The sequence below is a fragment of the Pseudomonas sp. JAI111 genome, from assembly GCF_024809425.1.
Taxonomy (GTDB): Bacteria; Pseudomonadota; Gammaproteobacteria; order Pseudomonadales; family Pseudomonadaceae; genus Aquipseudomonas.
The window spans coordinates 555,819-569,723 of record NZ_JANUCB010000003.1 but is presented as its reverse complement, the minus strand read 5'-3'; the positions used below and the strand labels follow the sequence as shown (position 1 = coordinate 569,723).

13 protein-coding genes are annotated in these 13,905 nt (G+C 57.7%); 7 read left to right on the top strand and 6 right to left on the bottom strand.

Features of this window, described 5'->3' with window-relative positions:
* Nucleotides 1-100 precede the first annotated feature (100 nt).
* Both HNR03_RS13540 and aspA read right to left on the bottom strand, forming a co-directional pair.
* A complete protein-coding gene (locus HNR03_RS13540) occupies nt 101-1,552 on the bottom strand; it encodes a sodium:alanine symporter family protein (protein WP_222589077.1) in 1,452 nt (483 codons plus the stop codon).
* 473 nt (nt 1,553-2,025) lie between these two features.
* Nucleotides 2,026-3,450: an aspartate ammonia-lyase gene (gene aspA / locus HNR03_RS13535; protein ID WP_222589076.1), complete on the bottom strand. Its 1,425-nt coding sequence runs from the start codon at nt 3,448-3,450 to the stop codon at nt 2,026-2,028.
* 180 nt (nt 3,451-3,630) lie between these two features.
* Between aspA and HNR03_RS13530 the strand changes: the two genes are divergently transcribed.
* The gene (locus HNR03_RS13530; protein WP_090177832.1) at nt 3,631-4,539 is read left to right on the top strand and encodes a LysR substrate-binding domain-containing protein; all 909 of its coding nucleotides are present in this window, start codon (nt 3,631-3,633) and stop codon (nt 4,537-4,539) included.
* Between the two features lie 42 nt (nt 4,540-4,581).
* Here the strand turns inward: HNR03_RS13530 and HNR03_RS13525 are convergent, their stop codons facing one another.
* Together HNR03_RS13525 and HNR03_RS13520 are read right to left on the bottom strand one after the other, a co-directional pair.
* Complete coding sequence (locus HNR03_RS13525; protein WP_259154079.1) at nt 4,582-5,256, bottom strand: hypothetical protein; 675 nt, start codon at nt 5,254-5,256, stop codon at nt 4,582-4,584.
* A gap of 312 nt (nt 5,257-5,568) precedes the next feature.
* Nucleotides 5,569-6,252 (bottom strand): reprolysin-like metallopeptidase, encoded by a 684-nt coding sequence (locus tag HNR03_RS13520; protein ID WP_259154078.1) that lies wholly within the window; start codon nt 6,250-6,252, stop codon nt 5,569-5,571.
* Between the two features lie 473 nt (nt 6,253-6,725).
* On the opposite strand from HNR03_RS13520, the gene purE reads away from it, so the two are divergent.
* The 4 genes from purE (at nt 6,726) to HNR03_RS13500 (ending at nt 9,291) form a co-directional block, all read left to right on the top strand.
* Nucleotides 6,726-7,217, top strand: coding sequence for a 5-(carboxyamino)imidazole ribonucleotide mutase (purE, locus tag HNR03_RS13515; RefSeq protein ID WP_019694319.1), 492 nt, complete (start codon nt 6,726-6,728; stop codon nt 7,215-7,217).
* A gap of 11 nt (nt 7,218-7,228) precedes the next feature.
* Nucleotides 7,229-8,311, top strand: a complete 1,083-nt coding sequence (locus tag HNR03_RS13510) for a 5-(carboxyamino)imidazole ribonucleotide synthase (RefSeq protein WP_259154075.1) — start codon at nt 7,229-7,231, stop codon at nt 8,309-8,311.
* 110 nt (nt 8,312-8,421) lie between these two features.
* The gene (locus HNR03_RS13505; RefSeq protein WP_090177848.1) at nt 8,422-8,667 is read left to right on the top strand and encodes a GlsB/YeaQ/YmgE family stress response membrane protein; all 246 of its coding nucleotides are present in this window, start codon (nt 8,422-8,424) and stop codon (nt 8,665-8,667) included.
* Nucleotides 8,668-8,754: 87 nt separating this feature from the next.
* Nucleotides 8,755-9,291 carry a DUF3299 domain-containing protein gene (locus HNR03_RS13500; protein ID WP_259154074.1) on the top strand — a complete coding sequence of 179 codons (537 nt, stop codon included), beginning with the start codon at nt 8,755-8,757 and terminating at the stop codon, nt 9,289-9,291.
* A 132-nt stretch (nt 9,292-9,423) separates the two neighbouring features.
* Here the strand turns inward: HNR03_RS13500 and HNR03_RS13495 are convergent, their stop codons facing one another.
* Nucleotides 9,424-10,323 (bottom strand): D-hexose-6-phosphate mutarotase, encoded by a 900-nt coding sequence (locus tag HNR03_RS13495; protein WP_259154073.1) that lies wholly within the window; start codon nt 10,321-10,323, stop codon nt 9,424-9,426.
* A 56-nt stretch (nt 10,324-10,379) separates the two neighbouring features.
* Entirely contained in the window at nt 10,380-10,784 is a 405-nt protein-coding gene (locus HNR03_RS13490) for an acyl-CoA thioesterase (protein ID WP_007896491.1), read from the bottom strand.
* 366 nt (nt 10,785-11,150) lie between these two features.
* Here HNR03_RS13490 and HNR03_RS13485 point away from each other — a divergent pair, with 366 nt between their 5' ends.
* Complete coding sequence (locus tag HNR03_RS13485; RefSeq protein ID WP_259154072.1) at nt 11,151-12,449, top strand: MFS transporter; 1,299 nt, start codon at nt 11,151-11,153, stop codon at nt 12,447-12,449.
* Between the two features lie 232 nt (nt 12,450-12,681).
* On the top strand, nt 12,682-13,683 hold the full coding sequence (locus HNR03_RS13480) for a phosphate ABC transporter substrate-binding protein PstS (RefSeq protein ID WP_222589069.1): 1,002 nt from the start codon (nt 12,682-12,684) through the stop codon (nt 13,681-13,683).
* Nucleotides 13,684-13,905 lie beyond the last annotated feature (222 nt).

Here is a 13,905-nt window from a genome sequence, read left to right as displayed (position 1 = left end):
AAGTCTCCACAAGAGATGACATGTGGGAGCGAGCAGGCTCGCTCACACAAGTTGTGCACTTTAACTGACGGGCGCAGGGGATGCGCCCGTCATTCACCGATCAGCGTTGCGCTGCGGGTACGCCTTGCGGCTGTGCTGCGGCCTTGGGAGTGGCAGCGGGCGGATTGGCAGGCCAGGCTTTCAAGTCCAGGTCCAGATCCGGGAACTTGCTCGAATCGAACACAGGCGTCTTGATGCCGGCCGAGCGCTGGTCATCGTAGTCACGCAGGATGCGCATGCCGACCTTGAACAGCAGGAACAGCGCGATAAGGTTCACGAACGCCAGCAGGGTCATGGTGATGTCGGCGAAGGCGAACACCGTGCCGAGGTTTTCGATCGCACCCCAGAAGATCAGCACCAGCACCAGTGCGCGATAGCCGATCAACGCCTTGCGGTTTTCACCGATCAGGAAGCGCAGGTTGCTCTCGCCCAGGTAGTAGTTGTAGAGGATCGAGGTGAACACGAACAACGACAAGGCCACGGAGATGAAACTACGGCCCCAGTCACCGACCACGGCGGCCAGCGAGTTCTGGGTCAGGGCAATGCCATCGCCTTCAAAGCCTGGGGTATAGAAACCCGACAAAAGAATCAGCAACGCGGTGCAGGTACAAATCACGAAGGTGTCGAGGAACACGCTGAAAGCCTGAACCACACCTTGTGCCACCGGGTGTTCTACCGAGGCCACGGCGGCCACGTTCGGAGCACTGCCCAAACCGGCTTCGTTGGCAAACACGCCACGCTTCACGCCCATGACGATGGCGCTACCGATCAGGCCACCGAAGGCTTGATCCAGACCGAACGCGCTTTTGACGATGGTCATCAACATGCCCGGAACGTGATCGAATTGCAGCACGATCACATAAAGCGTCACGCCGATGTACACCAGGGTTTTCACCGGTACCAGCAGGTCAGCGACCTTGGCGATACGCTTGATCCCGCCCACGAACACCAGGCCCAGCAATACCGCCAGGGCCAGGCCGGTCCAGGTGGTGTCGAGGCCGAATGCATTGTTCAGCGAGTGCGTCACGGCGTGGGATTGCAGGCCATTGAAGGCAAACCCGAAGGTCACCAGCAACAGGAAGGCCATGATCATGCCCAACCAGCGTTTTTGCAGACCGTGCTGGATGTAGTAGGACGGACCGCCACGGTAGGTGCCATCGGCATCGGCGCGTTTATACAGCTGACCAAGGGAGCATTCGAAGAAGCTGCTGGACATGCCGACCAGAGCGGTCACCCACATCCAGAAGACTGCACCCGGACCACCCAGGGTCACGGCGATGCCGACACCGGCGATGTTGCCTGCACCCACTCGGCCAGCGAGGCTGAGCATCAGGGCCTGGAACGAACTGAGTTGCCCGGCGCTGCTTTTGAGGCTGTCGCGGAACACCGAGAACATGTGGAAGAAGTGACGCAGTTGAACGAAACGCGAGCGGATCGTGAAGTAGCTACCGAGCCCGACAATGAGCACGATCAGTACTTTCCCTGAGAGGAAGTCGTTGATGACTTCGAGCATGGATTATTCCTCGCTGTTTTTTGTTTAGGCAAATGCTGGACGAGTCGAAACATCGCGTTACACCGGTCTGCACTTGGCAAGACAGGTAAGGCGAACGTTTGTCCCGGTTTCATATTGCGGGTTTGTTATTAGTTCGGGTTTCGCATGGGTTTGGGCCTCGTTACCGACGACCGCTCACGCGAAGAGGGGCGGCACTATACCTACCAGAGTGACGTCCGTCTGCACGATTGTGGTGCAAGCGATGAAACGAAGCCTTTGAAGCACCTGACGTTACCGGCGCCAGGCTTATGCAGAAGCTGCTCTTGCATTTTCAGCTTCCAGACATTCTGTCTTACTGCCAAAGAGTTAAAAAAAAGGGCTTGGGGAATAAATCCCCAAGCCCTCAAAAGGTGAGAGGTGTCTAGTCCCTCGACCTGGTGAGCGTGGCTCCCGTTGCTCTTGGTTAAAAGAGCAAGAGCCGGCGTTGCGTTCGGTTAGGCCTTCAGAGGCACCAGACGCGGAGCAATCATGTTTTCCGGGCGCAGGATGTCGGCGAGCATGTCTTCGTCGAGCAAGCCTTCTTCGCGCACCAGTTCCAGCACGCCGCGGCCGCTTTCAAGAGCGATACGGGCGATGCGGGTGGCGTTTTCATAGCCGATGTACGGGTTCAGCGCGGTGACCAGGCCGATCGAGTGCTCGACCAGTTCGCGGCAGCGCTCTTCGTTGGCGGTGATGCCGACGATGCAGTGCTCGCGCAGCATGTCCATGGCGCGTTGCAGCAGGCGGATCGAGTCGAAGATCTTGAACGCGATCAGCGGCTCCATCACGTTCAGCTGCAGTTGGCCGCCTTCGGCCGCGATGGTCAGCGCCAGGTCGTTGCCGATGATCTGGAACGCCACTTGGTTCACGGCCTCCGGGATGACCGGGTTGACCTTGCCGGGCATGATCGAGCTGCCTGGCTGACGCGCTGGCAGGTTGATTTCATTGATGCCGGTGCGTGGGCCGCTGGACAGCAGGCGCAGGTCGTTGCAGATCTTCGACAGCTTGACCGCGGTGCGCTTGAGCATGCCGGAGAACAGCACGAAGGCGCCCATGTCGGAGGTGGCTTCGATCAGGTCGGCGGCTGGAACCAGCGGTTGACCGCTGATCACGGCCAGGCGCTGAACGGCCAGGTGCTGGTAACGCGGGTCGGCGTTGATGCCGGTACCGATTGCGGTGCCGCCCAGGTTCACTTCGGTCAGCAGTTCGGGGGCCAGCGTCTTCAGACGGGCCAAGTCCTCGCCCAGTGTGGTGGCGAAGGCGCGGAATTCCTGGCCGAGGGTCATCGGCACGGCGTCTTGCAGTTGGGTACGGCCCATTTTCAGGACGTGAGCGAATTCCTGACCTTTGGCGGCGAACGCCTGGATCAGGCTGTCGAGGCTGGCCAGCAGCGCGTCATGACCCAGCAGCAGACCCAGGCGGATTGCTGTCGGATAGGCGTCGTTGGTCGACTGCGCCATGTTCACGTCGTTGTTCGGGTGCAGGTATTGGTACTCGCCTTTCTGGTGACCCATGGCCTCCAGCGCGATGTTGGCGATCACTTCGTTGGCATTCATGTTGGTCGAAGTGCCGGCGCCGCCTTGAATCATGTCCACCACGAACTCTTCGTGGAAATCGCCGCGGATCAATCGTGCACAGGCTTCGCTGATGGCAGCGTGCTTGGCTTCGCTCAGGTGACCCAACTCGCGGTTGGCGTCAGCGGCGGCCTGTTTGACCATCGCCAGGCCGACAACCAGTTTCGGGTAATGCGAAATCGGAACGCCGGAGAGACGGAAGTTGTTCACCGCTCGCAGGGTCTGGATGCCGTAATACGCTTGAGCCGGTACTTCGAGTACGCCAAGCAAGTCTTTTTCTGTGCGGAAAGATGCAGCGGAGGACATGATAGAAATCATCTCGATATGGACCCGGTCTGTGCCGGAACGCTGCAAATGCTAGGCTTGTGGAGAATTTTCGGCCAATGCTGTTAAACACTGGCCTATGCACATTCGGCATAATGCCCATGTGACGCCACGTGTGTGGCGAGCGTGTGACATAAATTGGTGCGTGTCCGGGAGGGCGTGATGAATCTGGAAAGTAAATGGCTTGAGGACTTCAGTGCCTTGGCCGCCACCCGCAGCTTCTCCCAGGCTGCCGAACGACGTTTTGTGACCCAGCCGGCCTTCAGTCGGCGAATCCGCAGCCTTGAAGCGGCGCTGGGGCTGCAACTGGTCAACCGTTCGCGTACGCCGATCGAACTGACGGCGGCAGGGCAGCTCTTTCTGGTCACGGCGCGCACCGTGGTCGAGCAGCTCGGTGAAGTGCTGCGCCATCTCCATCACCTGGAAGGCGGGCAGGGCGAGGTCATGCAGGTGGCCGCCGCTCACTCGCTGGCGTTGGGTTTCTTTCCGCGCTGGATCGCCCAGTTACGCAACGAGGGGCTGAACATTGCGACGCGCCTTGTGGCGACCAACGTCGGCGATGCGGTGCATGCCTTGCGCGAAGGCGGTTGCGATTTGATGCTGGCGTTCTATGACCCGGACGCGGCGTTGCAGATGGACTCGGAAATTTTCCCGTCGCTGCACTTGGGCGATACCGAGATGCTGCCGGTTTGCGCCGCCGATGCCGACGGTAAACCGCTGTTCGATCTGGAGGGCGAGGGCAGCGTGCCATTGCTCGCCTACAGTGCCGGCGCGTTTCTTGGACGCTCGGTGAACATGTTGCTGCGCCAACGGGCGCTACGCTTCACCACCATTTACGAGACCGCCATGGCGGACAGCCTGAAAAGCATGGCGCTGGAAGGGCTGGGCATCGCCTGGGTGCCGCAACTCAGCGTACGCGCCGAGCTGGCTCGCGGTGAACTGGTCGTCTGCGGCGGCCCGCAATGGCATGTGCCGCTGGAGATTCGCCTGTATCGCTGCGCATTGGTGCGCAAGGCGAATGTGCGTTTGTTATGGCGCAAACTGGAAGGTGGCGCGGCAGCGAGCGCATAAAGAGCCAGAGGCGCGAGAGTCATCTCGCGCCTCTGGCTAGTTTTAATACCGGCTGTCGACATAGGCCTTGATGCGTTTCCTGTTGCCTTCGCTAAAGACGAAACAATTCGATCGAAGGGGCAAGGGTTCGAACATGAACGTCTCGCACCACCAGCCGTTATAAAGCACTTCTCCTTCTTCATGGATGGCATTGAAAGAATGTCCCAATTCATGCCCAATCGCCTGTTTGAAGTCGAGCGAAGCAATAGCGGCAGATCCGGGCTGATTTGCGATACCACCCACACCGCCAAATATAGGGCCGCCGTTAATGAAGTCGTTGGTGATCAACAGGACTCGGTCATTACTTGAGATTGGGAATTCATTGCTCTCATGCCGTAGTTTTCGATACTCCCACGCCAGCTTTTGCCAACCCTGGAACATATCGCTTTGGTCTTCGGATTTATAATTGAAGCTGGTGTAGGGAGGCCTGTTTCGATCAAAGATAAGGTGGATTTTTCGACCGGTAATGTTCTCGAATTCAACGGTGAAAGGGCGAATATGATCAGCGTAGGTCGCGCTTCGTTTCGCTGCCGGGACATCATCGTGGAAAATCGCAAAAAGCCGGATGGGATTCGCAGGGTCATCGTTAAGCTTGTCTGGAGAGTCGACAGCGTGTGCGTTCATGTTAATCATGAGTGCGGCGATAAATGTAAGAATCGGTTTTAATAGTGAGTGCATAAGTTTGTCTCATAGGGGTATCGCTCTCGGTAAAATTTAAGAGGACGATGTCTGTTTGTTGTTAGTGATGCTGAAACAGGCTTGGCATTACTTGGTATTTTTTTGCGAAGGCTTTATGTGCTTTACCTTCGAATCAATAACTTGATTTATAACAGCGGGCGACCTGTCGTTTCTGCCCATAGTAAAGGGCTGGATCCAGGCGGCCGTCGCTCGTCCCGTCGCGAACTCGAGGGCGACACGGCTGGCCTTGCTACTGAGATGGGTGAAAGGCAAGTCCATCCCTATCACCTGGGATAAATGATTTTGCGGATGTCAGTCGAATTGACTGAGATAGTTGCGAATATTGTCGCGGTTCTTTTCGCTGAAATGGTAGTAATTACCTCGAACGGGAGAATTAGCGTCATATTTCATAATTGTGTCATGCCACCAGCCGTTGTAGACGATATCCGAATCTTCATGGGTGGCACCGAACATATGACCTATTTCGTGAGCAGGCGTCAGGTAGGAATCGATCGTCGCCATTGCGCTCTGACCTCTATTGGAAGCGATTCCCGCGACGCGGCTGTTCATCCCGTTACGAGTGAGTAACAGAAATTTGTCCAGATTAGGATTGAAAGGGAATGTTGTATCCGCTTTCGCTTTCAATTCTTTAACCTTGTTTTCCCAGCCCCGAAGGGCCTCTGCAGCGTTTTCATTTCTGTAGTTGTAATTGGTCATTTTCGGAGTGGTGGATTGAGAGTTGAAAATAACCGTAACTGCGCGACCGGAGATGTCTTCAAGCTCGGTCTCCAGCCAAGAAAAGTAGTTGTCGTAGAGCTTGCCTTTATCGTAGTCATCAAGATCGTCGTGGATAAAAACGAGTAAAAGAATGGGCTTTTTGAGGCGCTCAGGTTGCCCGTCATTTATCGGCGAACGTCTGTGTCGCACGCTGTCATTGTTTTCAATTGTGTTGTCTTTCAGATTGTCGATGATCTGACTTGCTTTGCCTTTGTTCATGTCATAGTCCTTTATGTACTTCCCGCTGGGGAGGGATTGGTGTTGTTTGGTGTCGACGATGTTTATAGTTGTGGTGATGCGGGGTTTATAGTTTGTGTGGCGTTTATATTTGAAGTTGTAAGTTAAGTTTGGTTGCTTGCCGTGGCAAGTTTCAAGTTGTTCTGTAATGTGTCTTGGGTGTTAATGGCGTAAGAACTCAGCGCTCAAAATAGTTATGGGCTTTTGCACTATAGAGGCCAGTACGACTGCCACGACAAAGCGCTTTTTTGGTTGACTTTCGAGTCAGTAACCTGGGCTTTTAGTGATCTATGACAGATGGTCGGCCAAGGGGCTTTTTATCTGCTTCATTGAGGTATACTGCGCGGCCTTCGGCCGGTTCGTCCGGCCATTTTTCGTACAATCAAGCCACGCATTTCTGCGTGGCTTGTTGTTTTTGACGCGCCTGCGGGCGCCCAGAGAGAAGAGGCACGACGATGAGTGCACTGGTTGGCGTGATCATGGGCTCCAAGTCCGATTGGTCCACCCTTAGCCACACCGCCGATATGCTGGAAAAGCTCGGCATTCCTTACGAGGTGAAAGTGGTCTCTGCCCACCGCACCCCGGACCTGCTGTTCCAGTACGCCGAAGAGGCTGAGGCGCGGGGTATCGAGGTGATCATCGCCGGTGCCGGTGGCGCGGCCCACTTGCCTGGCATGTGTGCGGCCAAGACCCACCTGCCAGTGCTGGGCGTCCCGGTGCAGTCGTCGATGCTGTCGGGCGTCGATTCGCTGCTCTCTATCGTGCAGATGCCCGCGGGCATTCCGGTTGCGACCCTGGCCATCGGCAAGGCTGGCGCGATCAACGCCGCCCTGCTGTCGGCGAGCATCCTGGGCGCCAAGCACCCGCAGTTCCACGCGGTGCTTAAAACTTTCCGTGCTGAGCAGACAGACAGCGTCCTGGACAATCCAGACCCACGCATCGCCTGAGGTTTTTGACGATGAAGATCGGTGTAATCGGTGGCGGCCAGTTGGGTCGCATGTTGGCACTGGCGGGTACTCCGCTGGGCATGAACTTCGCTTTCCTGGACCCGGCGCCGGACGCTTGCGCAGCCGCATTGGGCGAACACCTGCGAGCCGATTACGGCGATCAGGATCACCTGCGTCAGCTGGCTGATGAAGTCGATCTGGTGACCTTTGAATTCGAAAGCGTCCCGGCCGAAACCGTGGCGTTCCTGTCGCAATTCGTCCCGGTCTACCCGAGTGCCGAAGCGCTGCGCATCGCTCGTGATCGCTGGTTCGAGAAGAGCATGTTCAAGGACCTGGGGATTCCGACTCCGGCGTTCGCCGACATTCAGTCGCAAGCCGACCTCGATGCCGCCGTGGCTTCCATCGGCCTGCCGGCTGTACTGAAGACCCGCACCTTGGGTTATGACGGCAAGGGCCAAAAAGTCCTGCGCAAGCCTGAAGATGTGGTCGGCACCTTCGCCGAGCTGGGCAGTGTTGCTTGCCTGCTGGAAGGCTTTGTGCCGTTCACCGGCGAAGTTTCGCTGATCGCCGTGCGTGCTCGCGATGGCGAAACCAAGTTTTACCCGTTGGTTCACAACACTCACGAAAACGGCATCCTCAAGCTGTCCGTGGCCAGCACCGACCACCCGCTACAAGCGCTCGCTGAGGATTATTCCAGCCGCGTGCTCAAGCAGTTGAATTACGTCGGCGTGATGGCGTTCGAGTTCTTTGAAGTCGACGGTGGCCTGAAGGCCAACGAAATCGCCCCGCGTGTGCACAACTCCGGGCACTGGACTACCGAAGGCGCTGAGTGCAGCCAGTTCGAAAACCACCTGCGGGCCATTGCCGGTCTGCCGTTGGGTTCGACGGCCAAGGTCGGCGAGAGCGCGATGCTCAACTTCATCGGCAAAGTGCCCGAGACGGAAAAAGTCCTGGCCATCGCCGATTGCCATCTGCATCACTACGGCAAGGCGTTCAAGGTCGGCCGCAAAGTCGGTCACGCCAACCTGCGTTGTGCAGACCGCGAGACCCTGGCGGCACAGATCCTCAAGGTCGAAGCACTGATCGCCGAATAAATAGTTTCATGTGGCAGCGGCGGAACCATTCAGGGGATGTCGTTCTCTCATGGCAGGATGCGAAAGTCTGACTAGGCTTTCGCAAGGTGTCCAAATCAGAGGGAAATGCCATGGGAATTATCGGAACCATCTTTATCGGCTTGATCGTCGGCCTGCTGGCCCGGTTCCTGAAACCGGGCGATGACAGCATGGGCTGGATCATGACCATCCTGCTCGGTATCGGCGGTTCGCTGGCGGCCACGTATGGTGGTCAGGCTCTGGGCATCTACCAGGCCGGTCAAGGCGCAGGCTTCATCGGTGCGCTGGTCGGTGCGGTGGTATTGCTGGTGATCTACGGCTTGATCAGAAAGAACTGATTTAAGCGACAAAGTCCTCTCTGCGCGGCGCGCGGGGAGGGCTAGAATGCCCGGCGTTACACAGTCCTTTCATTACCGAGCACTTCCATGCGCCGTCTTTTGTTGACTCTCCTCTTACTGGGCAGTGGTTTGGCCCAAGCTGGCGAACTGCCGGAAACCGACTGGCTCGAACTGATGCCCAAGTCGGATCAGAAAGCTCTTGAGGCCATGCCCGAGATCGATCACAACTCCCCCGAAAGCAATGGCACCTTTACCCAAAAGGGTGGCATGAAGCAGAGCAAAGGCTTGCCGGCGGTGATGTATTCGACCAAGACCGTGCCGTCGATGAACGACAAGAACATTCGCATCGGCGGGTATCCGGTGCCGCTGGAGTCCGATGCCAAGGGCCGCAGCACGCTGTTCTTCCTCGTGCCTTATCCGGGCGCTTGCATCCACGTGCCGCCACCGCCGCCTAACCAGTTGGTGCTGGTGCGGTATCCGAAAGGGTTGAAGCTGAACGATATCTACACCCCGCTGTGGGTCACCGGCACGTTGAAGATCGAGAAGGTCAACAACGATCTGGCGGATGCGGCATATGCGCTGGATGCGGAGAAGGTCAGAGTGGTGAAAGAGTCGGATTTGTAAACAACGCCAGTGGGCCTGGCATAACAACTGTGGGAGCGAGCTTGCTCGCGATGTGGCCATAACATTCAGCATCTATGTTGACTGTTATACCGCCATCGCGAGCAGGCTCGCTCCCACATTGGTTTTACGGTGTTAGAGCGATTTGCTGGCGATGCTCACGCCAAGGGTGTGGCTGGCACCCGGCGCCAATGTCACCACGTCATCCATCACGTTTGCCGTCTCGATGCACAGCATGCGCTGCCAGCCATCGTCGGCCATGTCGCTGAACGCCGCGGCGCGATCAATCCACGGGTTCCAGATCACCGCCGAGCGCGATCCGCTGCTGGTCAGCTCGATGCGCCGTTCCCAGGCCGGATCAACGATGCTCAGTGTCGCCGGGACATTTTGATAGATGCGGTCAGTCTCGCCGCTAAACCGCAGATCGCCGTGCTGAGTGACGGTTTTCCAGTCGTCCAGCGTCTCGATGTAGCTCAAGCCATCCAGCCCTTCAACGTGCACGTTGCGAACATCGCTGACGGCGAAATAGCTGTGCAGCGCCTGGCTGATGGTGACGCTGTCCGTGCCCTGGTTATGGCTGGTCAGGTTGATGTGCAACTGCTCATCCAGGCGGATGCTCAGCTTCAAATCCACTTGATGTGGCCAGCCCGGGAAGCCGCCTTCGGGGTAGGGCAGGATGAATTCCACTTTCAGGCTCTCGCCCTCGGCTTCGATGCCGCCCAGTTCCCAATCCATCGCCCGCACAAAACCGTGGGCCGTCGGTGGTTCCTGACTGACGCGCATGGCCTGGACGCTCGGCGGGTTGCGCGAAAAATTGCCGAACCACGGCCAGCACACCGGCACACCGGCGCGGATGCTCTTGCCGTTCTGGAACACCGCCTCGTCATTGAGCCAGATCAGCGGCGGCTGGCCGGCCAACTGATAACTGAGGATGTGCGCGCCTTGCTGGGCGACCAGCAATTCGGCCTGCCCGTGGCGGATGCGCCAGCAGTTCAGTTCATCCAGTTTCACGGCTTCAACGTTGGGCGTGCTCATGGGGCAACTCTCGATCTCTAACAGGACTGCAATGGACCGCAAAACAGTCGCAGCGTTTAACGTGCTCGTGGTGGAACCGAGCGAGTGCGGCCGCTGCCGTCGATGGCGACGAATACGAATACGGCTTCTGTCACTTTGCGCCACTCGCTGGACAGCGGATCGTCGCTCCACACTTCGACCATCATCTGAATCGAGCTGCGGCCGATTTCCAGGGCCTGTGTATAGAAGGAGAGCTGTGCGCCCACTGCGACAGGGACTAGGAACGCCATGCGATCGATCGCAACGGTCGCAACGCGCCCGCCAGCGACTTTGCTCGCCATTGCGGTGCCGGCCAAATCCATCTGCGCTACCAGCCAGCCGCCGAAAATATCGCCAAAGCCGTTGGTTTCGCGAGGGAGAGCGGTGATTTGCAGGGCGAGGTCGCCTTGCGGAATTGGATCTTCTTGTTCGAGCTCTATCATGCCGGGGGTGCCTCTGACCCGTGACTCTTCATAAGTACTTCAGGTGAATAGCCGTCTCCAGGAAAAACGATTCAACCCCGAACATGCTCTGTTCGTCACGTTTTTCGTAAGGCGCCTAAAGGGAAACTCTGCGAAATCGGCTGACAGTTACCAACGACGTTTTCGCACAGCAACCCCTTACAAGCAGGTCCAGGATTGCGAGTATATCGGTCGGTAGACTCCGAGACGACCGTCCGGTTCTCATTTTGACCGTCAAATACGCTCATCTATGTGCTTTTTCGAACAATTTGCTATCGTGCCGGACCTGCCCAAGCCTCCGCCAGCGTTGTTGGGGTTGCAGATCCGACTATAAGAGAAGCCCTTGCCATGACCACAGCGCCCTCGAGCATCGCGCAGCCAGCTCAACCCGCACGTCCGCTGACCCGCAACGACTACAAGACTTTGTCGCTGTCTGCCCTTGGCGGCGCGCTGGAGTTTTACGACTTCATCATCTTCGTGTTCTTCGCCACGGTGGTGGGCAAGCTGTTCTTCCCCGCCGACATGCCCGAGTGGCTGCGCCTGATGCAGACCTTCGGCATCTTCGCCGCCGGCTATCTCGCACGCCCGTTGGGGGGCATCGTGATGGCCCACTTCGGCGACTTGCTGGGTCGCAAGAAGATGTTCACGTTGAGTATCTTCATGATGGCGGTGCCGACTCTGATCATGGGTTTGCTGCCGACGTATGCACAAATCGGCATGTGGGCGCCGATCCTGTTGTTGCTGATGCGGGTGATTCAGGGCGCGGCCATTGGCGGTGAAGTGCCGGGTGCGTGGGTATTCGTTTCCGAACACGTGCCGCAGCGGCACATCGGCTATGCCTGCGGCACGCTGACGAGCGGTCTGACTGCGGGCATCCTGCTGGGCTCGCTGGTTGCCACTGCGATCAACAGCATTTATACCCCGGTGGAAGTGGCGGATTACGCTTGGCGAATCCCGTTCCTGCTGGGCGGCGTATTCGGTCTGTTCTCGGTTTACCTGCGCCGCTGGCTCCACGAAACGCCAGTGTTCGCCGAACTGCAACTGCGCAAAGCGCTGGCCGAAGAAGTGCCGCTGCGTGCGGTGTTGCGCGACCATCGTGGGGCGATCCTGATTTCCATGCTGCTGACCTGGCTGCTGTCCGCCGCTATCGTGGTGTTGATCCTGATGACGCCGACCGTGCTGCAGACGGTGTACCACTTCTCACCAACCACGGCGCTGCAAGCCAATAGCCTGGCGATCGTATTCCTGAGTTTTGGCTGCATCATTGCCGGCGCACTGTCGGATCGGTTCGGCGCAGGACGGGTCTTCGTGTTTGGCTGTGCGGCGTTGTTGCTCAGCTCCTGGACCTTCTATCACAGCCTGGCAGCGCATCCCGACTGGCTGTTCCCGCTATATGCCCTGACCGGCCTGCTGGTCGGCACCATCGGCGCCGTGCCGTACGTGATGGTCAAAGCCTTCCCGCCTGTGGTCCGTTTCAGTGGCCTGTCGTTTTCCTACAACGTCGCCTACGCCATCTTCGGCGGCCTGACGCCGATGATCGTCAGCCTGTTGCTTAAGGAAAGTCCGATGGGACCGTCATATTACGTGGCGATTCTTTGCGGTGTCGGGATTCTGGTGGGTGGGTATCTTTGGAAGAAGGGCCGCTGATCCCGAAATTGTCTGTAGCTGTATCGGCCCCAATCGCCAGCAGGCTAGCCCCCACATTGAAACGCATTCCAATGTGGGGGCTAGCCTGCTGGCGATTGGGGCGCAGGAATTATTCGGTAAAAACCCGAATGCTGGCCTTTCATCCAATTGTCATATTTCAGCCATAGAGTGTTCACACGGCCTGCTAATACTTGGCCCCGACTTAACACACCCTATCTGCTAGGAGTAAGGCATGAAACTGAAGCGTTTGATGGCGGCAATGACTTTTGTCGCTGCTGGCGTTGCGACCGCCAACGCGTTCGCCGCTGTTGACCCGTCGATCCCGAGCTACACCAAGACCACTGGTGTGTCGGGCAACCTGTCCAGCGTCGGCTCCGATACCCTGGCCAACCTCATGACCCTGTGGGCTGAGAACTACAAAAAAGAATACCCGAACGTAAACATCCAGATTCAGGCCGCTGGCTCCGCCACTGCGCCACCTGCGTTGACTGAAGGCACCTCTAACCTGGGCCCGATGAGCCGCAAAATGAAGGACACCGAACTGGCTGCCTTCGAACAGAAGTACGGCTACAAGCCAACCGCTATCCCGGTTGCCGTGGACGCCCTGGCCGTCTTCGTACACAAAGACAACCCGATCCAGCACCTGACCATGGAACAAGTCGACGCGATCTTCTCGTCCACTCGTCTGTGCGGCGCTAAAACCGAAGTCAAAACCTGGGGCGACCTGGGTGTGACCGGCGACCTGGCCAACAAGCCGGTTCAACTGTTCGGTCGTAACTCGGTATCCGGCACCTATGGCTACTTCAAAGAAGAAGCCCTGTGCAAAGGCGACTACAAGCCAAACGTCAACGAACAACCGGGTTCGGCTTCGGTCGTGCAGTCGATCAGCTCCTCGCTGAACGGCATCGGTTACTCGGGCATTGGCTACAAAACCGCTAGCGTGAAAACCGTTGCTCTGTCGAAGAAAGGCAGCACCGAGTTCATCGAAGACAGCGAAGAAAACGCCCTGAACGGCAAATACCCGCTGTCGCGCTTCCTCTACGTTTACGTCAACAAAGCCCCGAACAAGCCTCTGGCCCCGCTGGAAGCCGAGTTCGTGAAACTGGTTCTGTCCAAACAGGGCCAGGAAGTTGTAGTGAAAGACGGCTACATCCCACTGCCAGCCAAGGTTGCTGCAAAAGCACTGGCTGACCTGGGTCTGGCGGAAGGCGGCGCTGAAGTCGCAAAAAAGTAAAGCCCTGAACCCGGGGTAGTCCCCGGGTTCAATGTGGGAGCGGGCTTGCTCGCGAATGCGGTGGTTCAGTCAGCATTAATGTTGAAAGTGACGGCCCCTTCGCGAGCAAGCCCGCTCCCGCACCCCAAATTTCCGATCCTCTGCCAGTTCCCGCTGGCGGCGGATTTGTTGCGTCACTGCACTGTCATCTTTCTGTCATACAGGATCGCTAGGGTGTGCGCA

Excerpts from the sequence above, each read along its gene's own strand:
- purE (WP_019694319.1), top strand. The coding sequence starts at position 6,726 with ATGAGTGCACTGGTTGGCGTGATCATGGGCTCCAAGTCCGATTGGTCC.
- HNR03_RS13525 (WP_259154079.1), bottom strand. The coding sequence starts at position 5,256 with ATGCACTCACTATTAAAACCGATTCTTACATTTATCGCCGCACTCATG.
- HNR03_RS13540 (WP_222589077.1), bottom strand. The coding sequence starts at position 1,552 with ATGCTCGAAGTCATCAACGACTTCCTCTCAGGGAAAGTACTGATCGTG.
- HNR03_RS13510 (WP_259154075.1), top strand. The coding sequence starts at position 7,229 with ATGAAGATCGGTGTAATCGGTGGCGGCCAGTTGGGTCGCATGTTGGCA.
- HNR03_RS13520 (WP_259154078.1), bottom strand. The coding sequence starts at position 6,252 with ATGAACAAAGGCAAAGCAAGTCAGATCATCGACAATCTGAAAGACAAC.
- HNR03_RS13495 (WP_259154073.1), bottom strand. The coding sequence starts at position 10,323 with ATGAGCACGCCCAACGTTGAAGCCGTGAAACTGGATGAACTGAACTGC.
- HNR03_RS13505 (WP_090177848.1), top strand. The coding sequence starts at position 8,422 with ATGGGAATTATCGGAACCATCTTTATCGGCTTGATCGTCGGCCTGCTG.
- aspA (WP_222589076.1), bottom strand. The coding sequence starts at position 3,450 with ATGTCCTCCGCTGCATCTTTCCGCACAGAAAAAGACTTGCTTGGCGTA.
- HNR03_RS13490 (WP_007896491.1), bottom strand. The coding sequence starts at position 10,784 with ATGATAGAGCTCGAACAAGAAGATCCAATTCCGCAAGGCGACCTCGCC.
- HNR03_RS13485 (WP_259154072.1), top strand. The coding sequence starts at position 11,151 with ATGACCACAGCGCCCTCGAGCATCGCGCAGCCAGCTCAACCCGCACGT.
- HNR03_RS13530 (WP_090177832.1), top strand. The coding sequence starts at position 3,631 with ATGAATCTGGAAAGTAAATGGCTTGAGGACTTCAGTGCCTTGGCCGCC.
- HNR03_RS13500 (WP_259154074.1), top strand. The coding sequence starts at position 8,755 with ATGCGCCGTCTTTTGTTGACTCTCCTCTTACTGGGCAGTGGTTTGGCC.
- HNR03_RS13480 (WP_222589069.1), top strand. The coding sequence starts at position 12,682 with ATGAAACTGAAGCGTTTGATGGCGGCAATGACTTTTGTCGCTGCTGGC.